The sequence below is a fragment of the Photobacterium sp. genome (assembly GCF_057456235.1).
On sequence record NZ_JBVCPH010000004.1, the window covers coordinates 17,430 to 41,722 of the forward strand.

Here is a 24,293-nt window from a genome sequence, read left to right on the forward strand (position 1 = left end):
CCTAAGCAATTACGATTTTGCCAGCTACCTTCCAACCGAAATGCCTTTTTCTACTGATGCTCAATATAGAACACCAAGCTCCTGTGCGGTCACTGATGGCTCTGAATTAGGAACACGGAATATCATCGCATAACAAACAGGCAGTACCAGTAGCGTCAGCAGTGTCGCAAAACCCAGGCCAAAGATGATAGTCACCGCCATCGCCATAAAGAACGGGTCAAACAACAGCGGGATCATACCCAGCATAGTGGTGATCGCTGCCATACAAACCGGACGCACACGGCTCACCGATGATGCGAAGATTGCCGCATATGGGTCTTTTCCCGCATTTAACTCCGCATTAATCTGATCCACCAGAACGATACCATTCTTAATAATCATTCCGGTTAAACTCAACACGCCCAAAATAGCCATGAAGCTCATTGGCGCATCGAACAGAAGCAGACCGGATGCAATACCAATTATCGCCAGCGGAACGGTAAACCAAATCACTAACGGTTGTCTTACTGAATTAAACAACAGTACGGTGATCAAAAACATCGCCAGATAACCCATTGGCAGAGAACTGAAAATACTTGCCTGTGCATCTCGGGACGTTTCATATTCACCGCCCCACTCCAGCTCATAACCATCGGGTAGTGGAATGGCTTCAATGCTGCCGCGGATCTTACGGTGTACCGAATCAGCGGTTTCATCCGTTCCCAGTATCGGATCAGCCATTACGGTAAGCATACGCTTACGGTCACGACGCTTTATGATTGGATTTTCCCACTCGGTTTTAAAGTCACGGACCAACTGAGTCACCGGAACAAAAACATTGTTCTCGGCACTCCACACTTGCAGTTTCAGCAAGCTATCGGCATCCAGCCGCTCCTGCTCCGGTGCCCGGGCCACAATCGGCATCAGGTGGCTTTGTTCACGGTAGGTACCCACCGGCATCCCACTGAAGTTAATCAGCATAGCCGTATCAAGATCTTGCTTGCTTATCCCCACCTCCCTTGCCTGGGCCGGATTTAGCTGAGGGCGAACAACCATCACCTGGTTACGCCAGTCATGGCGCACGTTTATTGCTGCAGGCTCGTCCAGCATGATCTGCTCCACCTGCGTAGCTAATTGACGCAGAACCTCGGGATCTTCACCATAGAGGCGAGCTTCAATTTTTGCCGCAGGTGACGGACCATTTTCCAGCATTTTGACGCGGAACTGGGCTTCGGGGTAATTATCCTGCAGATGCTTGGCCAGACCCGGCATGTTTGCCTGCTCTGCTTCGAGATCTGTCATTTCGATCATCAGCTGGGCATACGCGTCATAGCCTTTCTCGGGAACATATGGCAATACAAAGCGTTGTGCGCCCTGGCCAATCACCGAGGTGACATTCTTCAGGCCAATGTGATTCTCTTGCTCATACGCGAGAATTACATCTTCAATCTTGCTGACAAAATCTTCGGTGCCGCGAATATCCGTCCCTTCAGGCAGCCAGATATCAACAAAGAAGATCGGCGTATTGGAAGCCGGGAAGAACACATTTTTCACGTGCCCCATCCCCATCACTGCCACGATTAGCATAGCAACCACTGCCGCCACAGTCAGTATCCGAAAACGCATCGCAAAAGTCAGAATCCCGCGGTAGACATTGAAGAACCAACCTTTATACAGCTCTTGAGGCTCATCACTGACTTCACCATCCTTAAACAGCATGTAGCAGAAAAACGGGGTGATCGTAATCGCGGTGATCCAACTGAAAAACAGTGAAATCAACAACACCTTGAACAGCGATCCACAGAACTCCCCCGACGCATCTTGCGACAGGCCAATCGGCGCAAAGGCCATAATCGCAATCACTGTTGCACCAAGCAAAGGCCACTGGGTCTGCTTTACCACATCACCGGCAGCTTCCAGCCGGGTTTGACCGCGCTGGATACCAATCAAGATCCCTTCAGTCACCACAATGGCGTTGTCGACCAGCATCCCGAGCGCAATGATCAGGGCACCCAGAGAGATGATCTGCAGCTGAATGCCCAGCACATTCATCACAATAAAGGTGGCAAAAATCGTTAACAGCAGTACCGCGCCGATCAGCAAGCCGGATCGCAGTCCCATAAAGACCAGTAGCACCACAATGACGATCGCAACAGATTCACCCAGGTTGAGCAGGAAGCCCGCCACCGAGACATCAACGACAGCCCCTTGGTCATAAACCGTATTCAGATCCATGCCTACCGGCAAGCGGCTTTCCAGTCTCTCGATTTTGTCTGCGACCGCCACCGAGACATCAACAACATTGACTCCGGAGGTAAACGAAATACCCAGTGACAGCGCCTTTTGGCCCATATTGTGGTACAAAAGATCCGGTGTTTCCGTTTCCGTTTTGTAAACCTTGGCTATATCACCGAGATAGACCAAATGCTGGCTACCCGGAGGGCTGACAAGCAGCTGCTCCATCTCTGTAACATCGGCGAACTCACCGGTTGGGTGGATCCGGATCCGCCCGTCACCCACGCGGATTTTTCCGGCATTTGAAACGACGTTTTGAGTCTGGATCAGGCCATAGATATAGCTCTGATCTAAGCCCAATGCCGCCAGTTTCTGCTGGCTGATCTCAACCACCACCTGTTCTTCTGGTGCACCGACCACGTAAACCTTTTTCACGCCATCAATCAGTACCAATTCGCGGCGCAAGAAGTCGGCATAATTTTCCAGTTCGCGATAACTGTAACCTTCACCTTTGATGTTCATCAGAATGCCGAACACATCTGAGTAGTCATCAATGACCATCGGGGTAACGGCACCCGGAGGCAGATCGGCTACCGCATCATTCACCTTCCGGCGAAGCTCATCCCAAATCTGCGGCAGCATAGTGGCATCATAGCGATCCTCCATCTCCACATCTATTTGCGACAACCCTGCACTGTTGATTGAGGTAATGTGTTTGATCTGCTTCATCTGCTGGATAGCATCTTCCAGCACCAGCGTCACTTCTTCTTCAACCTGCTCTGGCGACGCGCCCGGATACGGTGTAATAACCAACGCATTTTTAATGGTAAATTCCGGAAATTCTAACTGGCCAAGACCGGTAAAGGAGATGGCCCCGCCAATCAGCATCAGCAGAACAAACATCCAGCTGATGACTTTATTTTTAATACTGTAATGAGCAACATTCATCGATTAAACGCCCCGTTCCCAGCGAAGAGGTTTCACACCCATGCCTGGTTTAAGAACGCTTGCGCCAACAGCAACAATTTGGTCACCTTTATCAAGACCTGACAGCACTTCAATCCCGTGTGCCCGTATCTGGCCTAACGTCACTTCTACAGATTCCAGTTTTTTTGTTTCGGCGCTGTAACGCCATACCTTCGTTAAACTATCTTCATCATTTTTAAATATCGCGGTTTGCGGCAATATCGCAATTGCGCCGACGCTATCATTATTCATTGCCGACATATTCAGCAGAAGTTCGGCACTCATACCCGGCAGTACATTAAGGTGGTCAAGTTGGTCCAGGCTAAATACCACTTCATAAGTTTGGGTACCCGGCGAAACCTTGCTTGAATGTTCTTTGTAAACGACGGGGAAAGTCTCATCATGCGAGCCAAAGCGAACCTGAGGCTGGAATTTTTCATCCAACTGCTTATTGTTCAGGGTAAGCAGTAACGACTCAGGTAACTCGATTTTCACATCAAGCCGCTGATTGCCCTGTAGCGAAAGTACCGTCTGAGAAGGTTGGATCATCTGGTGGTTATCAAGCTCAACTTTGGCTACGATGCCAGAAAATGGCGCCGTCAAACGCGTGTAGTCGAGCTGATCACCCGCGGTTGAAAGTGCCGCCTTTGCTGATTTCAGTGTCGCTTTAGCGGTATCAAACTCCGCTTTTGAGATCAGTTGTCGCTTAAAGATTTCCTCTTTCCGTTTGAAATCGGCCGCCGCCAGATCATAGTTCGCTTCTGCATTGAGCAAGGCATTTTTTGCATCACGATCATCAAGCTTTGCCAGTAACTCCCCCTGAGTCACCTGCTGGCCTTCCGTCAGATTCAATGTTACCAATTCGCCATTAATACGAAAGGCCAGATCAGCCTGCTGACTAGCCGCTATCTTAGCGGGGAAAATGCGTGTCTGCTGAGCAGCATCTCCGATGGTCATTAGTTTCACCGGACGAACCGGTGCGGTTTGTGAGACTGCACTTTCTGCAGAATCGCATCCGGTCAGGACTGTGGTTGAGAAAACAAGAGCAAGTACGCTCAAAGTGGCCGGTTTCATTGGGTTATTCCCTGTTAGTATCTTTTGAGCGCGAATATAACGTGCTATGATGTTGAAAAAAATAAAACTATTCGAAACCTTGAGTTCTGATTTTCAGAACTTAATTGTCAGTACAACATTTGAGCGGATATACCATGAGAACCGAAGATATCAAGTTGTTCCATCAGATCGTTGAAACCGGCAGCATGGTACATGCGTCAGAAATCCTTGATTTGCCAAAATCCAACCTTAGCCGCCGCTTAAAAGGGCTGGAGGAAGAACTCAATATATTGCTGTTTCACCGCCAGAACCGTTCAATGCTGCTTACGGAAGCCGGTGAAAAGTTTTATAAACAAACCAAGCCGATCCTCAACCAGCTTGAAAATACGATTCAGGAAGTTACGGCACCCAGCAATGAGATTGGCGGCCATCTGAGAATTCAGCTACTGCCTTTGCCAGACTTACTGATGATCGGAAAGATGATTTTTAAATTCATGGATCTCTACCCTAAGATCACCGTAGAAGTACTGACCAGTTCAGAAGATAAAAACTTGGCAGAAAACCATGTTGATGTTGCATTTCGGATCGGTGTTGGTCAGAGCCTGAAAGATTCCTCCCTGATTGCCCGGCCATTTAAATCTGCCCAACTAAACTTTTATGCCAGCCCTGGCTATATCAGAGAACACGGTCACCCTACCAGCACGGATAAACTCAAAAACCACAACGTAATTCGCTTTCGTGCTCCTGATGGTCAGATCCACAGCCAACTACCAATAGGGAAAACACACGAAGCGGTGGAAGTCTCCGGTAACTTAGTCATCAACAGTGTTCCGCTGATCATTGAATCTGGTTTGCTGGGAAGAGGGATTGTATTCATACCAGATAGTATCGCTAACCACTATGTAGAAAAGGGAGAGCTGGTTCAGTTATTCGACAACATTGAATCAGCAGTCCACTACGGATGGCTGGTTTACCCTTCCCGCAAGCATCTGTCGCTGACAGCACGTACTTTTGTCGATTATATGCTGTCGAATGTTGAACAGGATCCGACGTGTACCGCACACCCGCAAGATATCCAGAAAATGCTGATTTAATTCCAACACCATTAATTGTGTGAACGACAATCTATTCAATAGAATGGGTATACCTTCCTATCAAACAGGCGCAAATATAGCCAATATTTGCGCTAATCCCGTAAAATACCGCCAATTGCGTTTTATACATATTAATCGTGACTTTTATTCATTTGCGTCATGATTCGCCATTCTCTACTATCTCGCTCCTCGCTAATTCTGGCGACAGGAGGCATTGATGTTTTCACAATCACTTTTTGCGCAGCTACTACGTATGTTGATACTGCTCATTGTTACCCTTTATGGCGTGCATCATTGTCAACCATTGTTGGATGCGTTGGCTGAACGTGCCACAAGCGGTGGTTGCCACCAGCAAAATTCCATTAAACAAAACCATGCAGAGCACCATTAATGAGTATTTTTCGTTTTCCACTTTTAGTTTGGATGGGAATAGGGACATTAATTATCAGCCTTGGGATCAGGCAATCTTTTGGCATTTTCATGATGCCCGTTTCAGATTCATTTCACACCGGTCGTGAGTTTTTCAGTTTCGCAATTGCATTGCAAAATCTGCTATTTGGCCTTTTCCAGCCTTTTGTCGGAATGGCATCAGATCGCTGGGGTTCACGCCGGATTATCGCTTTGGGCGCCGTGGCTTATGCTGCAGGTCTGTACCTGACGTCGCTGGCAACCGAACCAAGCTGGCTGTACGTCACCCTTGGCGCTTTGGTCGGGTTGGGACTCAGTGCCACTAGCTATGTAATTATTCTCGGGGCTATTGCCCGTGTTGTACCAGCCAAGCACACTGCTAAAGCCTTTGGTTTAACAACCTCGGCGGGTTCTTTTGGTATGTTTGCGGTGATCCCCGGAGCACAATCACTGCTAAGTGATTATGGCTGGCAGAGTGCACTGCAAATCTTTGCCCTGATGTGCTGCTTGATGGTTGCGTTCGCTTCGTTTATGAGCAATTCAAACAGTCAGTCAGACACAAATCGGTCTGTGGCTGATGACTCTCAAAGCCTTCCTGAAGCGTTAAAAGAAGCCTTTCGTCACCGCGGATACTGGCTGATCCATGCTGGTTTCTTTGTCTGCGGTTTCCACGTGATGTTTATCGCAACGCATCTGCCAAGTTATCTGGCCGATAAAGGACTGCCTGGCACGACCGCCGCGATGGCTTTGGCCTATGTAGGGATATTCAATATTTTCGGGTCTTATTTTTGGGGTGTCATGGGAGATAAGTTCGATAAGCGCTACGTGATGGCATCACTGTATCTGATCCGTTCCGTGGTCATTGCCGCTTTTGTTGTTCTGCCCGTTACTGTCGATTCCGCCGCTATTTTCGGTGGCGCAATTGGTTTTTGCTGGTTAGGCACCGTACCGCTAACGTCTGGCCTGGTTCGCCAGATTTTCGGCGCGCGCTATATGTCGACGCTGTATGGGCTGGTGTTTTTCACCCATCAGGTTGGCAGCTTCTTAGGTGCCTGGGTTGGTGGGCGAATCTATGACTACTACGGTTCTTACGAGCCAATATGGTGGACAACCGTTGCACTGGCATTATGCGCAGCACTGATCCACCTGCCAATTAATGATCGTCCGGTTGCGCGCTTAACAGCAGTCGCCGCAGCCTGATCATTTCTTAAACAAGTAACAATGAAAAGAACCTGGATATCCAGGTTCTTTTCTCTGAACAACGCCAACCTCTGAGCAAGACTAGCGTGGCGCTCATCCTCGCGATCTCATAACAAACTTGATCCCACAATTGCTTGATGCCGCAAAACGGAAAAAAGCAGATTTATTCAAACAACTAACAACGGCACAATTCAGTTAACCAGAATCAACCTATATAGAGTCAATAGTTACACTGTCACCTGGCGCTTTTGCTGACCAGATGTGGCAACTCGATTGGCACACCTCAGAGCGGCATTACCAGATACCTCATGACAATTAATAATAACAGCGAATGGCTGCTGGTCATCGATAACGGTACCCAAAGTGTACGTGCACTGGTTTTTGATCTGCAAGGGCAACTGATTGCCAAATCTAAGATCAAACTAACGCCGTACGTGAGCCCACAACCCGGCTGGTGTGAGCAAGACGGCAGCTATTACTGGCAAAAAGTTTGCGAGGCTTGTCAGCGGCTTTGGCAGCAAGACATCGATAAATCCCGTATCAAGGCGATGTCTGTGACGACTCAGCGCGGAACGATGCTCCCACTTGATGCTGATGGGGAACCATTGCGACCGGCTATTCTCTGGCTTGATCAGCGAAAATATCACCCAGATACAGGTCTGGGATGGTTTTGGGATGGCAGCTTTAAGCTGTTGGGCCTGACCGAAACAATTGATACTTTTCGCCAAAAAGCCCAGCCCAACTGGATTTATCAGGCTGAGCGTGAAATCTGGGATAAAACCCATAAGTTCGCCTTCCTGTCTGGCTTCTTTCACCATCGGTTAACCGCTGAGTGGGCTGACTCATCGGGTTCGCAGGTCGGTTACCTGCCTTTTGACTACAAAAAGCATAAATGGGCCGGCGATCTGGACTGGAAATGGCGGGCATTGCATATCAGGCCGGAGCAACTGCTCAAGCTGGTTAAGCCTGGCGCCCGGATCGGTCAGGTTACAGCGCTGGCGGCAGAACAAACCGGGATCCCCGTAGATCTGCCCGTTATTGCCGCCGCTGCCGATAAGGCCTGCGAAGTACTGGGATCTGGCGGTCAATCATCTGAGATTGGCTGTTTAAGTTTTGGCACGACAGCCACTATCAATGTCACTATGCCCAAGTATGTCGAGGCAGTTCGCTTTCTTCCGCCTTATCCATCAGCAGTCGCCGGATCCTACTGCTCTGAAGTAATGCTCTATCGCGGGTTCTGGATGGTCAGTTGGTTCAAGGAGCAATTTGCCCATTTGGAACAAATCAAAGCCGAGCAGACTGGCGTTGAAGCCGAATCATTGTTCGATGAGCTGGTCAATTCTGTCCCGCCCGGTTCGATGGGGTTAATGTTACAACCCTATTGGGGCCCCGGTGTGAAACAACCCGGTCCGGAAGCCAAAGGGGCGGTCATAGGGTTTGGCGATCTGCATACCCGAGCTCACCTTTATCGGGCTATTTTAGAAGGACTGGCTTTCGGCCTGCGAGAAGGCCTGGAAGCCATTGAAAAACGAAGTGGTTGTAAAATATCGGAACTGAGGGTATCCGGTGGCGGCTCACAAAGCGATGCCGCAATGCAAATTGCTGCCGATATCTTCGGTCTGCCAGCCATCAGGCCACATACATACGAAACATCTGGCCTGGGTGCCGCGATTGATGCTGCCGTCGGCATGGGGCTGCACGGCAGTTTCGCTGATGCGGTACAGGCCATGGTTCATAAGGGGCAGTGTTTTGAACCCAACCCGATGCATCACCAAATGTACGATAAACTCTATAATCAGGTTTATCTCGATATCTATAAAAAACTCCAGCCGCTGTACGCGAAAATCCGCGAAATAACCTGCTACCCCGAATAGACAAAAAAACCCTTTTGCCATAAGAGAAGCAAAAGGGTTTTCAGCGAGAAACGGTACCAGCAGTTCAGGCTATTACAGGTGCTCACCACGACGCAGTGCATTGATGCGCTTTTCCAGTGGCGGGTGGGTCATAAACAATTCAGACAACGATTTCTTACCGTTGATACCGAAGGCCATCATTGACCCTTCCAGCTGAGATTCCTGACCAAGTTTAAGCCGCTCAAGCGCTGCAATCATCTTCTCTTTACCAACCAAATGAGCAGATCCTGCATCGGCCTTAAATTCACGGTGACGGCTATACCACATGGTCAGAATACTTGCCAGGAAGCCGAACAGCACTTCCATAATTGAAGATACGATGAAGTAAGTGATGTAGCTGCCGCCTTCGCCTTCTTCGTCACTGCTGTTAACACCGCTAATAATACCGGCAACTAAACGAGAAATGAAGATAACAAACGTGTTCACGACGCCCTGCATCAGAGTCATAGTAACCATGTCACCATTCGAGATATGACTGATTTCGTGTGCCAGTACAGCTTCCGCTTCATCACGCGTCATACTGTGCAGCAATCCTGTTGATACTGCGACTAATGAATCATCACGCTTTGCACCTGTTGCAAACGCGTTGATATCGGGTGAATCATAGACCGCGACGGTCGGCATGCCGATACCGACATTTTGCGCCTGACGAGAAACCGTTTCCATCAGCCAGTGCTCAGTTTCATTGCGCGGGTGTTCGATAACCATGCCACCCACAGAGCGAAGTGCCATTTTCTTTGACATAAACAAAGAGAACAACGAACCGCCGAAACCAAACAGGGCAGCCATCACCAACAGGCCTGAAAGACTTCCCGGCTGGAGGTCAGTGACAGCATAAATAACATTCAGGACAATACTGAAAACCAGCATTACCGCAAGGTTAGTTGCCAAAAACAATGCAATTCGCTTCATATTTACAATTTTCTCCAACAAAAGAAGCTTCTGATTTTTATACCTAACAGGATTATTATGGTGTCACAGGTATAAACAATCAATCAAAAGTGCGCCACCGATTATTCTGGCTAGATATTTACAGTATGATCGATCATAGTGATTAAAAGTGAAAGTTGTAAATTGTTACCATTCGTAATGATCAATACCCACTCTGTCAGTTAACAGGCTGATTTTACACATGCGCAATGAATGATGCCCCCTGTTAGTGAAAACTTACAACTAATAGTCGCTGTCTGATTATAGCTCTTCGGGCATTAGATTCAGGCCTTAGACTTTAGTCTTATTGCATCAGCAAAAAAATTTGGCTATGTTTGTCTGGTAAGATAATTTATTTCCTAGTTAATTTATCAAGGAAGAATCATGGCTGATCAAGAAAAATACCAAGTTGCGATTGATATCCTCTGCTGCCATCTTGGCATGACGGTTGATGAAGCTCATAAAGAATTAGGGCTGGACTCCTCAGGCGAGAAGCCGCTAACGAATACGCAAGAAGCCCTTATCGGCCTGACTGACGATAACTGCTAAGCTATTCAAAGAATACAGAAAAGGCACCGATAGGTGCCTTTTTCGCTAGAGCTGTATGGAGTCCTAATCTTTCGATTCTCGGAACCAAACGTTATACGCGTCTGTCGACTAAAGCCCCAGAGGCTCTAAATTGATATACTTCGACAAATCGCGCTTTTTGATGCCCGGCATGTAAGGGATCTCACCTAGCTTTTTACCTGGCAGGTTGTCTTCTAGCATACGAATAAGTTCGGCGTAGTTTTCCAGTCCCGGATTGATCCGGTTTGCCACCCAGCCAACCAGCTCTAAGCCATCATGTTGAATCGCTTCTGCTGTCAAAATAGCGTGACTTAAACAACCCAGCTTCACACCGACAACCAAGATCACCGGTAACTTTTCACGCTTTACCCAGCTTGAGAGGTAATCGCTTCGAGAAATAGGTACACGCCAGCCACCCGCCCCTTCGATTAACACGGCATCTGACTTTGCCTTCAGGTTTTCTAAACCTTGTGACAGCACGTCAAAATCAATAACGCGATCTTCGTGTTCCGCAGCCAGATGAGGGGAAACAGGCTCTTCAAAAGCGTACGGGTTAACCTCATCATATTCCAGCTCAACAACTGAAGCGGCCTGAATATACAATGCATCGGAATTACGCATGCCTTCACTTGTTAGCGTACTATCTGACGCTACAGGTTTATAACCCGCCATCTTTATATTCGCGCTGGCAGCTGCGTGTAAAATTGCGCGAGAGGCAACAGTTTTACCAACTTCGGTATCTGTTCCTGTTAAAAAGAAAGCGTTAGTCATTAATAATTACTCCAAAACAGACTTGATATGTAGCTGGCAGTTGTCCATTCTCATCTCGAAACTCATCGTAGGCGCTTTCTAATGCCTTGATCGTTTTACGACCGGCCAAGCCTGTTTTACGCCCTTGTTGCAGATGTGTCGCCCCTATCCCTTTAAGGTCCTTCATGAGTCCAACTGCCGCTGGATAGTTCACTTTAATTGGCGTGAATTCTAGGGTATCGATTACGCAGCCCGCTTGCGCCAGCGCAAGTTTTATGGCGTTTTGCGAAAGAAATTGGTTCACATGTTGATATTGATCAACCTGTTTCCACGACTGGACAAGCTCATACAGAGAACCCTCTACTAAAGTGGTAAAGAGGATCACCCCACCCGGTTTAACCACCCGCTTCAGTTCTTTCAGCGACACTGACAGATCATCACACCACTGCAATGCCAAACTGGAAAAAGCGATATCAAACTGGTTATCACTAACGGGCAGACACTCGGCATCGGCTTCAAGATACGTCACATTATCACCGCAACGTAACCTTGCCTGATCCAGCATTTTCAATGACAAGTCTGCGGCACAAACCTGATACCCTCGCAGAGTTAAATGCTGCGAGAAATGGCCCGTACCGCAACCTAAATCGAGCGCTGTACTTCCGGCGTAGGTCACGGCCGGTAGCAGGTCTAACAACCGATGACCGACTTCGCGCTGAAACGCCGCTGCATTATCGTAGTGCTTAGCTGCACGACCAAAGGCCTCGGCGACCGCTCGCTTATCGACTGGCGTTGTTTTATCAGCGTCCGTTGAGAGCTGTGCCATGTTCGCCTCATGAGTGACAGCATTCATTCTGTTAGCCATGAATCACCTCATTTAAAGTTGTTGTCAAGCACTCAATATCGGCAAGCGTATGTGCTGCCGTTAAGGTGATCCTTAAACGCGCGCTGTTTACGGGAACGGTAGGAGGTCTTATCGCGCTCACCCACACCCCTCTCTCTTTCAAGGCTTGTGATGCTGCCACGGCCTGCTCGCTATCACCTATGAGCAGTGGCTTTATGGGGGTGAGGGTATCAACAAAACCGATCCCGCTATCTAGCCTGGCGGCCAGGTGATGACTTAGCTCTTGCAGTTTTTCGCGACGCCAGTCACCCTGCTGGATCAAGCGGCAAGCAGTACTTAAGGCATACGCCTGGGCTGGCGGCATAGCCGTCGAATAGATAAAGTGACGGGCAAACTGGATCAGGTATTCCGCGGTATTTTCATCACATAATACGGCCGCGCCTGATAAGCCAAACGCTTTACCAAAAGTGATGACTAAGATGTCAGCCTTCACATCGGCATACGCACAGCTACCGCGCCCTTGCTCACCTAAGACACCACAGCCATGGGCATCATCAACCATCAGCCAGCTGTCATGCTGACGACAAAGCTGAGCCATTTCGGCTAGTGGCGAGAGATCCCCATCCATGCTGAATACGCCTTCGGTGATCACCAAAGGCGTTGCTGCTTGTTTATCGGCATTCACAGCCGTTTTGCCATTGCCCGATTTGGTTAGCAAGCCGCTTAATGCTGCTATATCGTTATGGGCGAAACGACGCATGGTGGCGGGAGATAACATGCCCGCTTCCATCAGCGAGGCATGATTGAGCTTATCTTGCAGCAAAAGATCATTTTTTTCCGGCAAGGTAAATAGTACCGCCTGGTTAGCACTGAACCCGCTGTTAAACAACAAGGCACGGTCATACCCCAACCAGTCGGCCAGCTGTACTTCAAGTTCTTGGTGAGCGGGATGAAAACCAGTTACGAGCGGTGATGCACCACTGCCCGTGCCGTAGCGTGTTAAGCCTTCCTGCCATGCAGCAAGCAAAGCCGGATCTTGCGCCAGACCGAGGTAATCGTTGCTGGAGAAATTAACCAACGATTGCCCTTGAGCCTGAACCCTCTGCCTGTTGCGAGACAAGCACGCACGCTGGCGATATAACCCCTGGGCCTTTCGCTCAGCCAGTGCCTGCTCAATTTTTTGATTAAAGCTTCGATTAAATTGACGCATCGTAGAACAAATCATCTTTGTCCGGACGGGCAGCAACCCGCTGTGCTACTTGACCCAGCAACTCTTGCTCTTGTATTTCATCAGGTTTAGTGACTTTTTCCTGACTATTAATGCCCAGCTTTGCAAACAGCTGTATATCTTTGTCTTCGCCCGGATTCGGTGTGGTGAGCAATTTGCAACCGTAGAAAACGGAGTTCGCACCCGCCATGAAGCACAGCGCCTGCATTTGTTCGTTCATGTCTTCACGCCCCGCAGACAGACGGACTGCCGACAGTGGCATGATGATACGGGCAACCGCGATGATCCGGATAAAATCAAATGGGTCAACATCATCTACATCTTCAAGTGGTGTGCCTTTGACTTTTACCAGCATATTAATCGGCACACTTTCCGGGTGAGTCGGCAAAGTCGCCAGCTCAACTAACAGGCCGGCACGGTCTCGAGAGCTTTCACCCATTCCGATAATACCGCCCGAGCAGATTTTCATTCCGGCATCACGGACATGGCTCAGGGTATCTAAACGATCCTGGTAGGTACGGGTGGTGATGATATTGCCGTAGTATTCCGGTGACGTATCCAAATTGTGGTTATAGTAATCCAGACCGGCATCAGCCAGTTCATCCGCCTGATCACCGGTGATCATTCCCAGCGTCATACAGGTTTCGAGGCCCATCCCCTTCACGCCGCGGATCATTTCCATCAAATAGGGCATGTCGCGTTCTTTCGGGTTCTTCCACGCCGCGCCCATACAGAACCGGGTTGCGCCAGACGACTTCGCTTTCTTGGCGGCGTCAAGCACACTCCCCACTTCCAGTAAACGCTCTCGCTCTACATCTGTACGATAATGCGCACTCTGTGGACAGTACTTACAGTCTTCCGGGCATGCGCCGGTTTTAATTGATAATAAAGTACTTACCTGCACTTTGTTGGGCTCGTGGTACTGGCGGTGCACCTGCTGAGCTTCAAACACCAGATCCATAAATGGCTTTTCAAATAAGGCTTGAACTTCCTCGACTGTCCAGTCGTGACGTACTTCCACGTGTAGTAACCTCTTCTTTATTATCATTTCACGTTTGAACAATGCACCTGTCGGTTTCTAAGGTGAAGACAGCACAAATCATTGCTCAAACCGGTTTCAATACTTGGCTAGTCTACTTCTAGTTAGTAGACTGTCAACTGAGAATAAGACCAAGGGTTTACATTTGTGCAAAAAACAACCAGCAATATTGATCTCGAATTTGACCAACAACACGTTTGGCACCCCTACACATCGACCATCAATCCACTGCCTTGCTACCCTGTCGAAAGTGCACAGGGCGTATACCTGAAACTTGAAGATGGCCGGGAATTGATTGATGGCATGTCATCATGGTGGTCTGCCATTCATGGCTATAACCACCCGGCTCTGAACCAAGCGGCCAAAAACCAACTTGATAAAATGTCGCATGTCATGTTCGGTGGCATTACCCACCAGCCTGCCGTCGAACTGTGCCGCAAGCTGGTAGCACTGACCCCGGCGCCACTACAACATGTTTTTCTGGCCGATTCCGGCTCTGTCGCTGTTGAAGTTGCACTGAAAATGGCCTTGCAATACTGGCATGCTAAGGGGCAGCGTCGTCCAAAATTTCTGACCGTACGTCATGGTTATCATGGCGATACATTTGCCGCGATGTCGGTCACCGATCCCGACAACTCTATGCACAGCCTTTATAAAGGCTTCTTACCCGAACACATTTTCGCAGAATCCGCTGAATGCGGCTTTTATGATGAGTGGTGTGAAGACGACATCACTGATTTTAAGAGAAATCTGATCGCTCATTGCGATGAACTGGCGGCTGTTATTATCGAGCCCGTCGTTCAGGGCGCGGGAGGGATGCGTATTTACCACCCGACTTATCTGACCCGTATTCGCCAATTGTGCGATGAGTATGACGTGTTGCTCATTGCCGATGAAATCGCCACCGGGTTTGGTCGTACGGGCAAAATGTTTGCCTGTGAACATGCCAATATCAGCCCAGACATCATGTGTGTCGGAAAGGCACTGACCGGTGGCTACATGACATTATCAGCCACTTTGACAACTAAACATGTTGCCGACACGGTATGTAGCGGGGAAGCCGCCTGCTTTATGCATGGCCCGACGTTTATGGGCAATCCATTAGCTTGCGCGGTAGCGAATGCCAGTCTCGAACTGCTGATGCAAGGTGACTGGCAGCAACAGGTTCAGAGTATAGAACAACAACTGGCTGAATCGCTTCCTGAAATCGGAAAACTGGATAAGGTGAAAGCAGTACGCTGGTTAGGCGCAATCGGCGTCGTCGAACTGCATGAGGCTGTAAACATGGCCGAAATTCAAAAAGCTTTTGTAGACACCGGTGTCTGGATTCGCCCTTTCGGCAAGCTTATCTACATCATGCCGCCTTTTATTATTAAGCCTCAAGAACTTAGCTGTCTCACTTTAGCAATTTTACGAACTCTTCAATAGTATCGAAAAGCAGACAAATTCCTATATTTGTCTGCTTATAATAAACATTGATAATACTAATTATTATTTCTATAAATTGAGTGAAATCCAATCCTGCAAATCATTACTAACAGTATAAGTAAGGATTAATAATGATGCGTTTATCCCTTTTTCCTCAGCAGCTTTACTTGTTACCCGGTGGTATCAATAAGCTGAGGATTTTTGAACCTCGATACCTTCGTTTGATCAAGCTGGCTATGGCGTCAAGCGATGGATTTGGGCTCTGTATGAAAGGCAATGACAAAATCTGTCATTTTGGTACCCGTGCCATCATAACTGACTTTGAGAGCCAGCCCGATGGCGTGTTAGGCATAACGATTCAAGGCGTTGATAAGTTCGTTATTAATGACTACTGGCAGGAAGATGACGGTTTACATTTTGGTGATGTTACCCTGATGGACAACTGGTCAAAGAGTGAAATTAGATCCATTGACCGTGACGTCCCCAAAACCCTGAGAGTCTTGTTTAAAGAGTACCCTGAACATTCAGTTAATTACCCTACCCCTGATTTTGAGGATCTGACATGGGTCTGCCAACGGTGGTTAGAAATTCTGCCTTTGGATACAACCCAGAAGCAGTGGTTTATGAGTAGAAAAGATCATCGGGCCGCACTGTCTTTTCTGCGTGGCGTGATTGATGAAAAATATCGAAACGATTAATCGATGGCATATCTCAATAGAGGCTAACGGATCCTGGCATTATTGAGATATTTTGTTGTCATTTTACTACAATTGCGATATTTGATAACGCATTTCGTTTTTACCTTTTTCCTACACCACGCTCGACTTGCCCGATATATCTCTGATCAATTAGGTAACAATCACAAAATCATTGTTTCCAATAACCCACCAATCACGATAACCACTCGACTGTCCCACTAACACAAATAGCTGATAGTTAAATTTATAATCTAACTTTGTCATTTTTAACAAATGGATTTTAGTCACAATTAGCACCATTGGCAGACCATTGATGATAGAAAAATAGATAGCCAATCCGTATTTCCCACCTAGAATACTTCCCCCACAACATCGTCGAACCCTTCAAAATCGACGCCTCTTTACTTTTTAATAAAAAAACAACAAAAGATCATTAACACACACCGACAACAACACGATAGAAAGCGGTTAGAGCATCTACTGGAGCAATAGCATGAAGGTCAATTTTTTCGTCACCTGTCTGTGCGACACGGTAAAAGCAGAGGTTGCCAAGAAAACAGTCACGCTGTTAGAGCAACTAGGCTGTGAAGTCATATTCCCTGAAAAACAAGGATGCTGTGGCCAGCCTTCACTTAATAGTGGCTACATCGAAAGCAGTAAGCCAGCAATGAAAAACCTGATTATGGCCTTTGAAGAAAATGACCTTCCGATTGTGACTCCGGCAGGTTCGTGCGCGGCAACGGTAAAAAAATATCCAGAATATCTGGCTGATGAGCCAGAGTGGGCTGAACGGGCGCAAAAGATTGCAGATCGCCTTTATGAACTGACCCAGTTCATTGTCAATCAGTTGGGGGTTGAGAATGTTGGTGCTCGCCTTAACGGTCGCGCAGTTTATCACCCTTCCTGTAGCCTGATCCGCAAACTGGGTATACGCGAAGAGCCGCTTCGTCTACTGGCCAATGTTGAAGGGCTTGAAATGCTACCAATTGATAATCAGGAAACCTGTTGTGGTTTCGGTGGCACCTTCTCCATCAAGATGTCTGAAATATCCGGAGAAATGGTTAAGGAAAAAGTGCGCCATATCAGTGCTGTTGAACCTGAATACCTTATCGGCGCAGACATCAGTTGCCTGATTAACATCGGCGGTCGTATCAACCGTGAAGGTAAACCGATCAAAGTCATGCACATTGTCGATGTGTTGTTGAGCCGCTAAGAGGAGCGTACTATGTCGATGAAAACCAGTAATATCAAATTCAAAGAACGTATTAACGTTCAGATGAAAGATGAATTCATGCGCCACTCAGTGGCCAATGCTCAGCAACGTATGTTCACTAACCGCCAGATTGCAGCCGATAAGCTAGGCAACTGGGAAGAGTGGCGGGAAATGGGCATGGATATCCGCAACCATGTTCTGGAAAACCTCGACTACTACCTGCATCAGCTAAGTGAAAGTGTGCATAAGAACGGTGGTAATGTGTTCTTTGCCCGTACTTCAGAAGAAGCCACCAACTATATCGAAGGCATTATCCAGGAAAAAAATGCCAAGAAAGTAGTGAAATCCAAGTCGATGGTTACAGAAGAAATCGGCTTGAATAAGATCATCGAACGTAATAACTGCGAGGTGGTTGAAACCGATCTGGGTGAATATATTCTGCAAGTTGATGATTGCGATCCACCGTCGCACATTGTCGTTCCGGCCCTGCACAAAAACCGTACCCAGATCCGCGATATATTCAAAGATAAAATCGGTTATGAAGGAAGTAATGATCCGGAAGAAATGACCCGGTATGTCCGTAACTACATTCGTCATGATTTCCTGGAGGCCGAAATTGGTATCACTGGCTGTAACTTTGCTGTGGCCGAATCAGGCACCGTTACCCTAGTGACCAATGAAGGTAACGCCCGCTTAGCCACCAGCTTACCAAAGACCCATATTGCCGTTATGGGTATGGAGCGTATTGTTCCTACTTTCGAAGAGCTGGATATAGTCGTAAGTCTGTTGTGCCGCAGTGCGGTTGGCCTGCCTCTTACCGGCTATGTCACTGCGTTAACCGGTCCGCGTGAAAACGAACATTGTGATGGCCCTGAAGAATTCCATTTAGTTATTGTCGATAATGGTCGCTCTGACATTCTGGGATCAGAATTTAAAGACATTCTTCGCTGTATACGCTGTGCAGCTTGCGTCAATACCTGCCCGGCCTACCGTCATATTGGCGGCCAGTCTTACGGCTCGATTTATTCAGGTCCTATTGGGGCCGTTCTTTCTCCACTACTTGGCGGCTATGATGACTTTAAAGATCTGCCGTATGCCTGCAGCTTATGTAAGGCTTGCCATGATGTTTGTCCGGTCAAAATCCCACTTTCTGATCTACTGTTGAAACATCGCCAGAAAATGGGTGAAGAGAAGATCACACCGCTTGGAGAGCGTGCATCGGTAGGGATCTTTAACTTTATCAATGCCAGACCAATCCTTTGGAATGCCACCGTTAAGGTCGGCGCAACACTTGCCAGCGGCTTAATTAAAAACGGCAAGCTACCAATCAACATGGGTCCAATCACGGAATGGACGGAAACCCGCGATTTACCAAATCCAGATGGTGAATCATTTCGCAGTTGGTTCAAGAACAGAAATCAGGATTAAAGGATCAGTATGACTATGTCTCAAAAACTAGGCTCTGAAAACCAGAACCAGATTCATCATCGTGAGAGCTTTTTAGACAATATCGCCCAAAAGCTTGGTCGGCCTCGTCAAATCGATCCGGTGGAACGTCCGGCGCTGAAATACACCTGTCATCAAGAAGTCATGGCGGGCCATTCGCCCGATGAATTGAAAGAGGTGCTGATCAATTACACCCGTACCGCTCTGGGTGCTCACGCCGTTGAGACCACACAAGCCGATTTGACGAAAACGCTGGCTGAAATCTGTAACAAATTCTGTCACGATGAAGATAGCGAAGCCGCCGATTCAACTTCGTCCAAGTCGGCCGTAAACGAAACTATCTTGTCAGCCGACCCGCGTTTATTGGCACTGGTTGATATTGAGCAGTTGGCTACTGACACCCATCGCGTACATGTGTGGGATCAGAACGCTGGCTATGAACCGAATATCTGTATTGCCGAAAGGGCAAAAGCCGGCATTGTCTTCGCAGAGCAAGCGCTGGCAGAATCAGGCACTATGGTGCTGTACAGCAACCCGGCACAAGGGCGCGCGATCAGTTTGTTACCGGAAGCGTCGGTGTTTGTAGTACCTCAGAGTGCTTTGGTCGCCCGCTTGACTCAGGCAACGGCAACGTTGCATGAAAAGGCACGTAATGGCGAACGTATTCCGTCCTGTGTCAATTTCATCTCGGGTCCGAGTTCAACCGCTGATATCGAGTTAATTAAAGTCGTGGGGGTGCACGGCCCGATCTATGCCACCTACGTCATCATTAGTGATATGTAAGTTTCGAACATCAAATAAGGCGCAGGTAATTTCTTCCCGCGTCTTCATTTGGGTATACTTGCGTAAAAGCCATATGAGAAGTAACCATGCCCCAGATTGATGACCTTGTCCTGTTTACCCAAGTTATAGAACACGGTTCATTCAGCAAAGTTGCCACACTGAATAAAATCACTAAATCCGTGGTCAGCAAACGCATCAGTAAACTGGAAGCCGAACTTGGCGTACAGCTTATCTATCGCACAACCCGCAAGCTTACATTGACTGAGCCGGGTACCGTGCTCTACCACCGGGCTAAAGATATCAATCAGGTCGCTCAATCGGCTTTTAATGCCATTACCGGTTACAGCGAGGCCTTGTCTGGTCATATTCGAATGTCGGTGCCGACCATTTCCGGTGAGCTGTTATTGGCAGAGGCCGTATCAGATTTTTGCCAGAAGCATCCGGGGCTGAGCGTCGACATGTCGCTGGATAATCAGTTTGTTGATTTGGTCGCAGAAAACTATGATCTGGTGATAAGAACCGGTTACCTGGAAGACTCCAGCCTAATCGCGCGGCATATTTTCAATTCCCGCTGGATGATTTGTGCCTCCCCCGACTATCTGGCGAAAAACGGTACGCCCGACACACCCAAAGCACTGCTACGCCACAACTGTCTGGGTTATACCCAGCAAAGTTCCGGACCGTTTGACTGGTTATTTATTAAAAACAGCCAACCTTACACCTTAAAAGTGGCAGGTAACTTTTCATCAGACAATGCCGCGGCATTGAGAAAATCAACCCTTGCAGGGAATGGCCTTTCTTATCTGCCAACCTGCCTGATTTACGATGATCTGCAAAATAACACATTGGTTGAAGTGTTGCCGGAACATACCGGCAAAGTCGTGGGTATATATGCTGTTTATCCTTACACCAGAAAACCGGCCAAACGGATCCAGGCTCTAATCGAGCATATCCGTGAATGTTATATGGAAATCAAAGATCATTTCTGATGTCGGCAAAATGAAGTGGGCTTGTGCAAGTTCACATTTCTTATCGTATTTCATCACCATTGTGTCAGCCAAGCATCACCGCTTCGCTAAACGGGCATCGACGCTGCGCCGATACACAATGGAAAGCCATGCTTTAATCCATTTGAATGACATTAACCAGGCAACGGGCTTAAGCCACCCGATTTGGTTGAACAGTAAAATATAGGCGTCTAATTCGCGATGGATCCTGCCGTCTTGATCCCGAACATGCAATTCACGCAATGCCTGTTCCGGGTCAATCCCCCAACCTCGTAGCGTTTCTTCCTGACCGGTAATATCAAACCATTCGACCTGCTCGCTTTGCTCTTCACCCTGTACTTTATTCTGTCGCTCGCGGAGTGATGTCACGCGCCTGCCAAGCCATGATTCATATCTGGCGCGATCTTTAACACAGCTCGGGCACGCCCCGTCATAGAAGACAATCAGTTTGCAATGTGACATGACCTTTATCTCTTATCCCGATTGGACTTATCATCCAGCTTTAAGTGTTGTACAGCTGCGTGTAAAAGACATAAAAAAACACAGCCTGAGCTGTGTTTTTGATGCCACATGAATAATTGTTAACCTTCAACCAGCTTCATCAGCAAATGACCGTCATACATGGCTTGCTTGACCAGTGCCGCCCCCGGCATAGTTGCCTGAGTATAAAAACAACTTTCTTCAATCACTAAATCCCGGTTATACACAGGTAGCGACTGAGCGCGAATACACTCCATGATAGCAGGATAAAGCACACTTTTTGCCCGATTAAACTCACCACCGATCAGGATCTTCTGCGGATTAAACAGGTTTACCATAATAGCAATGGCTTGCCCCAGGTTATGACCCAGTTCAACGATTACCTGCCTTGCCAAAGCGTCACCGGCCACGGCGGCATCACAAATCTTCTCGATGGTCAGTACCGTGCCATACAAGCTGGATGGATGCCCTTCCCTGAGTCGTTGTTCAACCTGCTCCAAAATAGCGCTAAGGCTGGCAACCGTTTCTAAGCAGCCATGATTGCCACAAAAACAGCGTTTACCATAGGGTTTGATCTGAATATGCCCCAATTCTCCGACATTACCCGTGCTGCCCTGCAATACCTTATCATCGAGAATAATACCGGCACCTACTCCCTGATGAACAGAGATCAGGATAGAATTTTCGACGTCACGTGAATTGCCAAATAGCTTCTCAGCCAGCGCCCAGGAGCGGGTATCATTACCGATAAATACCGGTAACCCTGTTGCCTCATGAATAACCGGCCCCAGGGCCAGATTACGAACGTTGTAGTGCGGCATCTGCAAGACTGTGCCTTCCTGCGCATTGACTAGTCCCGGCAGTGACACTGCAATGGCGGTGATCCGATCAAGTTCACTGACATGACTGGCAAAAAACACATTAATTTCAGACAATAACTTCTCGACGACAGCATCCTGGTTAAGTTCTTCAATATTCTGGCGCTCCTCAACCAGAATATCCCCCCCCAACTCATGTAAGGCGATCGTTAAGTAACCACGCCCTAACCTTAGAGATAAGAACTGCCAACCTTCATTGGCCGGCAATAGCCCAATCGCCGGCCGACCTCGACTGGTAGTCTCTTGATACTGAGTTTCTTTTATAAGGTGAGCATCAATTAACTCACGGGTGATTTTAGTAATGCTGGCTGGCGCGAGCAGGCTTCGCTTAGATAATTCAATGCGCGAAATAGGTCCGTATTGATCAATAAGCTTGTATACGCTGCCAGCATTATTTCGTTTTATATGGTCAATGTGTCCTGGCTGTGCGACATACATCTTGTATGCTCCCGTAATAAAAATAAAAACAACAACTTAATAAAAAAGGCTTACATTACCATTAACAAAAAACAAATTTTGTTAAGAAATCTTTAATTCTCAGCCTAAAAAAAACGCATTTTCACTAAGAAATGAACAGATTCTTTTTGAATATTAGCTTTAAAAAAGCTCGCATTAAGAGGATTAGCTCACAGATTTCATTTTCTAAGCAATCTAAAACATGGTCAAATTTTCATGTTAAGGATGTGAAGTGGATATCACTAACAACATTTTTCATGGCCTAAATTAAATCATCCCCTTTCTTGTCCGATGTATATCACACCGTTGTTATAATAACGATATAACCAACATATAAAACACAATGCTTAAGATGATATTTTCCTTGGGCTGATTGAATTAACCGACTAAATGCTTCAAAAAATATTATGCTTTTCCTGAAAACGAGTCTTAACCAGATTTAACCGCGTACAATCTGTTATTGGGGGACGTCTGTGTAGAATTTTTGCTATGTAAGCATTTTCGCGGTATCGGAGAGACGTTATGTCTAGAGAAAGCAATGCCCTGCATTCGGGAGCCTTTACCATCCATACGGATGTGGGTATTCTCACATTTCAACATTCCCGTAAATGTTATGCTAATAATCTGATTTTAATCATTTTGTTGATTATTTTAGGTTCATTATAACGCGCCATGGCAGTCACAAACATTCTCTTACTTACCCATGAACCACACGAGGCCCGCGGCCCTTTCCGAGCGTCAGGTTCGTATCGTCGCCAGGCACAAGTCCATTAACAGGAGATAATATGCTGTATTTTTCGGATCATGAACTCGATACCTTTTTGCTGGAAGATGCTTACCGGGGGGATTTAACGACCCGTACCCTAGGGATCGAGAAACATACGGCAAAAATGGTATTTAAGAGAAAACAAGCAGGCCGTGTAGCGGGGATAGCGGTGGCGAGCGCCTTATTGACGAAACTCGGGCTTCAGCCTGTCAAACATATAGAAGATGGTGTCGACGTTGATGCCGGTACGATCTTGCTTGAAGTCGAAGGGAAAGCCGAACAATTGCACAGTGGCTGGAAAACCGCCCAGCTGGTGCTGGAATGGTGCTGTGGCGTCGCCCAGTATACCGCGGATATGGTTGCGCAAGTTCAGCGGGCCAATCCGAATGCCATTGTCGCTTGTACCCGAAAAAGTATCCCGGGAACCCGTAAGCTTGCCACAGCTGCCGTATTGGCCGGCGGGGGGCATATTCATCGTTCGGGACTTAGCGAAACTTTACTGGTTTTCACAAACCACCGTCGCCTCTGCCTAGAACCTGAAAACTGGCAACAGCATGTCAGCCTGTTACGCCAGCAGGCACCGGAAAATAAAATTACAATTGAAGCAGATACACCCGACCAGATAGCAGAGCTAGTGAAAGCCGCACCGGATATTATTCAGCTTGATAAGTTTACCGTGTCAGAAGTGATCCAATCACAGCAACTATTAGCCAAGTCAGGTCAGCAAACGATGCTTTCTGTCGCCGGAGGCATCAATCGTACGAATGCTGAGGAATATGCTCAGACAGGAGTAACCTTGTTTATTACCTCTGCCCCATACTATGCCGCACCAGAAGACATTAAAGTAATTATCACGCCAATTTAAAGGTAATATTAACATGATCTGCGCATAAGCAATGAACTAAAGGCCCAAGTCGCGATCTGGACGTTTG

At 47.6% G+C, this 24,293-nt stretch carries 21 protein-coding genes; 12 read left to right on the forward strand and 9 right to left on the reverse strand.

The window, feature by feature from the left end:
* Positions 1–60 precede the first annotated feature (60 nt).
* Both AC2204_RS05990 and AC2204_RS05995 read right to left on the reverse strand, forming a co-directional pair.
* The gene (locus AC2204_RS05990; RefSeq protein WP_318924574.1) at positions 61–3,162 is read right to left on the reverse strand and encodes an efflux RND transporter permease subunit; all 3,102 of its coding nucleotides are present in this window, start codon (positions 3,160–3,162) and stop codon (positions 61–63) included.
* A 3-nt stretch (positions 3,163–3,165) separates the two neighbouring features.
* Positions 3,166–4,254 carry an efflux RND transporter periplasmic adaptor subunit gene (locus tag AC2204_RS05995; RefSeq protein WP_318924575.1) on the reverse strand — a complete coding sequence of 363 codons (1,089 nt, stop codon included), beginning with the start codon at positions 4,252–4,254 and terminating at the stop codon, positions 3,166–3,168.
* Positions 4,255–4,388: 134 nt separating this feature from the next.
* Between AC2204_RS05995 and AC2204_RS06000 the strand changes: the two genes are divergently transcribed.
* From AC2204_RS06000 to AC2204_RS06015, 4 genes are all read left to right on the forward strand, one after another.
* Complete coding sequence (locus AC2204_RS06000) at positions 4,389–5,327, forward strand: LysR family transcriptional regulator (RefSeq protein WP_318924576.1); 939 nt, start codon at positions 4,389–4,391, stop codon at positions 5,325–5,327.
* 217 nt (positions 5,328–5,544) lie between these two features.
* On the forward strand, positions 5,545–5,718 hold the full coding sequence (locus tag AC2204_RS06005; RefSeq protein ID WP_318924577.1) for a hypothetical protein: 174 nt from the start codon (positions 5,545–5,547) through the stop codon (positions 5,716–5,718).
* On the forward strand, positions 5,718–6,935 hold the full coding sequence (locus tag AC2204_RS06010; RefSeq protein WP_318924578.1) for an MFS transporter: 1,218 nt from the start codon (positions 5,718–5,720) through the stop codon (positions 6,933–6,935). Before AC2204_RS06005 ends, AC2204_RS06010 begins: the two co-directional genes overlap by 1 nt.
* A 308-nt stretch (positions 6,936–7,243) precedes the next feature.
* The gene (locus AC2204_RS06015) at positions 7,244–8,809 is read left to right on the forward strand and encodes an FGGY-family carbohydrate kinase (protein ID WP_318924579.1); all 1,566 of its coding nucleotides are present in this window, start codon (positions 7,244–7,246) and stop codon (positions 8,807–8,809) included.
* Between the two features lie 72 nt (positions 8,810–8,881).
* Here the strand turns inward: AC2204_RS06015 and htpX are convergent, their stop codons facing one another.
* Entirely contained in the window at positions 8,882–9,760 is an 879-nt protein-coding gene (gene htpX, locus AC2204_RS06020; RefSeq protein ID WP_318924580.1) for a protease HtpX, read from the reverse strand.
* Positions 9,761–10,162: 402 nt separating this feature from the next.
* Between htpX and AC2204_RS06025 the strand changes: the two genes are divergently transcribed.
* Complete coding sequence (locus AC2204_RS06025; protein WP_318924581.1) at positions 10,163–10,327, forward strand: hypothetical protein; 165 nt, start codon at positions 10,163–10,165, stop codon at positions 10,325–10,327.
* 108 nt (positions 10,328–10,435) lie between these two features.
* Here the strand turns inward: AC2204_RS06025 and bioD are convergent, their stop codons facing one another.
* From bioD to bioB, 4 genes are read right to left on the reverse strand one after another with little or no spacing between them, the layout of a single operon-like run.
* Positions 10,436–11,116 carry a dethiobiotin synthase gene (bioD, locus tag AC2204_RS06030; protein WP_318924582.1) on the reverse strand — a complete coding sequence of 227 codons (681 nt, stop codon included), beginning with the start codon at positions 11,114–11,116 and terminating at the stop codon, positions 10,436–10,438.
* Positions 11,109–11,960 carry a malonyl-ACP O-methyltransferase BioC gene (gene bioC / locus AC2204_RS06035; RefSeq protein WP_318924583.1) on the reverse strand — a complete coding sequence of 284 codons (852 nt, stop codon included), beginning with the start codon at positions 11,958–11,960 and terminating at the stop codon, positions 11,109–11,111. The genes bioD and bioC overlap by 8 nt, the downstream gene beginning before the upstream one ends.
* On the reverse strand, positions 11,953–13,164 hold the full coding sequence (bioF, locus tag AC2204_RS06040) for an 8-amino-7-oxononanoate synthase (protein ID WP_318924584.1): 1,212 nt from the start codon (positions 13,162–13,164) through the stop codon (positions 11,953–11,955). The genes bioC and bioF overlap by 8 nt, the downstream gene beginning before the upstream one ends.
* A complete protein-coding gene (gene bioB, locus AC2204_RS06045; protein ID WP_318924585.1) occupies positions 13,136–14,188 on the reverse strand; it encodes a biotin synthase BioB in 1,053 nt (350 codons plus the stop codon). The genes bioF and bioB overlap by 29 nt, the downstream gene beginning before the upstream one ends.
* Before the next feature lie 186 nt (positions 14,189–14,374).
* Between bioB and bioA the strand changes: the two genes are divergently transcribed.
* From bioA to AC2204_RS06075, 6 genes are all read left to right on the forward strand, one after another.
* Entirely contained in the window at positions 14,375–15,634 is a 1,260-nt protein-coding gene (gene bioA, locus AC2204_RS06050) for an adenosylmethionine--8-amino-7-oxononanoate transaminase (RefSeq protein WP_318924781.1), read from the forward strand.
* A 131-nt stretch (positions 15,635–15,765) separates the two neighbouring features.
* Complete coding sequence (locus tag AC2204_RS06055; protein ID WP_318924586.1) at positions 15,766–16,332, forward strand: LON peptidase substrate-binding domain-containing protein; 567 nt, start codon at positions 15,766–15,768, stop codon at positions 16,330–16,332.
* A gap of 493 nt (positions 16,333–16,825) precedes the next feature.
* The gene (locus tag AC2204_RS06060) at positions 16,826–17,545 is read left to right on the forward strand and encodes a (Fe-S)-binding protein (protein ID WP_318924587.1); all 720 of its coding nucleotides are present in this window, start codon (positions 16,826–16,828) and stop codon (positions 17,543–17,545) included.
* A 12-nt stretch (positions 17,546–17,557) separates the two neighbouring features.
* Entirely contained in the window at positions 17,558–18,973 is a 1,416-nt protein-coding gene (locus AC2204_RS06065; RefSeq protein WP_318924588.1) for a LutB/LldF family L-lactate oxidation iron-sulfur protein, read from the forward strand.
* A 9-nt stretch (positions 18,974–18,982) separates the two neighbouring features.
* Positions 18,983–19,774 carry a LutC/YkgG family protein gene (locus tag AC2204_RS06070; protein WP_318924589.1) on the forward strand — a complete coding sequence of 264 codons (792 nt, stop codon included), beginning with the start codon at positions 18,983–18,985 and terminating at the stop codon, positions 19,772–19,774.
* 86 nt (positions 19,775–19,860) lie between these two features.
* Positions 19,861–20,763 (forward strand): LysR family transcriptional regulator, encoded by a 903-nt coding sequence (locus AC2204_RS06075; RefSeq protein WP_318924590.1) that lies wholly within the window; start codon positions 19,861–19,863, stop codon positions 20,761–20,763.
* Between the two features lie 75 nt (positions 20,764–20,838).
* Here the strand turns inward: AC2204_RS06075 and AC2204_RS06080 are convergent, their stop codons facing one another.
* A complete protein-coding gene (locus tag AC2204_RS06080) occupies positions 20,839–21,243 on the reverse strand; it encodes a thiol-disulfide oxidoreductase DCC family protein (protein ID WP_318924591.1) in 405 nt (134 codons plus the stop codon).
* Between the two features lie 119 nt (positions 21,244–21,362).
* Positions 21,363–22,577, reverse strand: a complete 1,215-nt coding sequence (gene mlc, locus AC2204_RS06085; RefSeq protein ID WP_318924592.1) for a sugar metabolism global transcriptional regulator Mlc — start codon at positions 22,575–22,577, stop codon at positions 21,363–21,365.
* 803 nt (positions 22,578–23,380) lie between these two features.
* On the opposite strand from mlc, the gene modD reads away from it, so the two are divergent.
* On the forward strand, positions 23,381–24,226 hold the full coding sequence (modD, locus tag AC2204_RS06090) for a ModD protein (RefSeq protein WP_318924593.1): 846 nt from the start codon (positions 23,381–23,383) through the stop codon (positions 24,224–24,226).
* Positions 24,227–24,293: the final 67 nt, after the last annotated feature.

Bases quoted from the DNA above. Each gene is read 5' to 3' on its own strand.
- modD (WP_318924593.1), top strand. From the start codon at position 23,381: ATGCTGTATTTTTCGGATCATGAACTCGATACCTTTTTGCTGGAAGAT.
- AC2204_RS06000 (WP_318924576.1), top strand. From the start codon at position 4,389: ATGAGAACCGAAGATATCAAGTTGTTCCATCAGATCGTTGAAACCGGC.
- AC2204_RS06055 (WP_318924586.1), top strand. From the start codon at position 15,766: ATGATGCGTTTATCCCTTTTTCCTCAGCAGCTTTACTTGTTACCCGGT.
- AC2204_RS06010 (WP_318924578.1), top strand. From the start codon at position 5,718: ATGAGTATTTTTCGTTTTCCACTTTTAGTTTGGATGGGAATAGGGACA.
- AC2204_RS06060 (WP_318924587.1), top strand. From the start codon at position 16,826: ATGAAGGTCAATTTTTTCGTCACCTGTCTGTGCGACACGGTAAAAGCA.
- bioF (WP_318924584.1), bottom strand. From the start codon at position 13,164: ATGATTTGTTCTACGATGCGTCAATTTAATCGAAGCTTTAATCAAAAA.
- htpX (WP_318924580.1), bottom strand. From the start codon at position 9,760: ATGAAGCGAATTGCATTGTTTTTGGCAACTAACCTTGCGGTAATGCTG.
- AC2204_RS06070 (WP_318924589.1), top strand. From the start codon at position 18,983: ATGACTATGTCTCAAAAACTAGGCTCTGAAAACCAGAACCAGATTCAT.
- AC2204_RS06065 (WP_318924588.1), top strand. From the start codon at position 17,558: ATGTCGATGAAAACCAGTAATATCAAATTCAAAGAACGTATTAACGTT.
- AC2204_RS06075 (WP_318924590.1), top strand. From the start codon at position 19,861: ATGCCCCAGATTGATGACCTTGTCCTGTTTACCCAAGTTATAGAACAC.
- mlc (WP_318924592.1), bottom strand. From the start codon at position 22,577: ATGTATGTCGCACAGCCAGGACACATTGACCATATAAAACGAAATAAT.
- AC2204_RS05995 (WP_318924575.1), bottom strand. From the start codon at position 4,254: ATGAAACCGGCCACTTTGAGCGTACTTGCTCTTGTTTTCTCAACCACA.
- AC2204_RS06080 (WP_318924591.1), bottom strand. From the start codon at position 21,243: ATGTCACATTGCAAACTGATTGTCTTCTATGACGGGGCGTGCCCGAGC.
- AC2204_RS06015 (WP_318924579.1), top strand. From the start codon at position 7,244: ATGACAATTAATAATAACAGCGAATGGCTGCTGGTCATCGATAACGGT.
- bioC (WP_318924583.1), bottom strand. From the start codon at position 11,960: ATGGCTAACAGAATGAATGCTGTCACTCATGAGGCGAACATGGCACAG.
- AC2204_RS06025 (WP_318924581.1), top strand. From the start codon at position 10,163: ATGGCTGATCAAGAAAAATACCAAGTTGCGATTGATATCCTCTGCTGC.
- bioD (WP_318924582.1), bottom strand. From the start codon at position 11,116: ATGACTAACGCTTTCTTTTTAACAGGAACAGATACCGAAGTTGGTAAA.
- AC2204_RS05990 (WP_318924574.1), bottom strand. From the start codon at position 3,162: ATGAATGTTGCTCATTACAGTATTAAAAATAAAGTCATCAGCTGGATG.
- AC2204_RS06005 (WP_318924577.1), top strand. From the start codon at position 5,545: ATGTTTTCACAATCACTTTTTGCGCAGCTACTACGTATGTTGATACTG.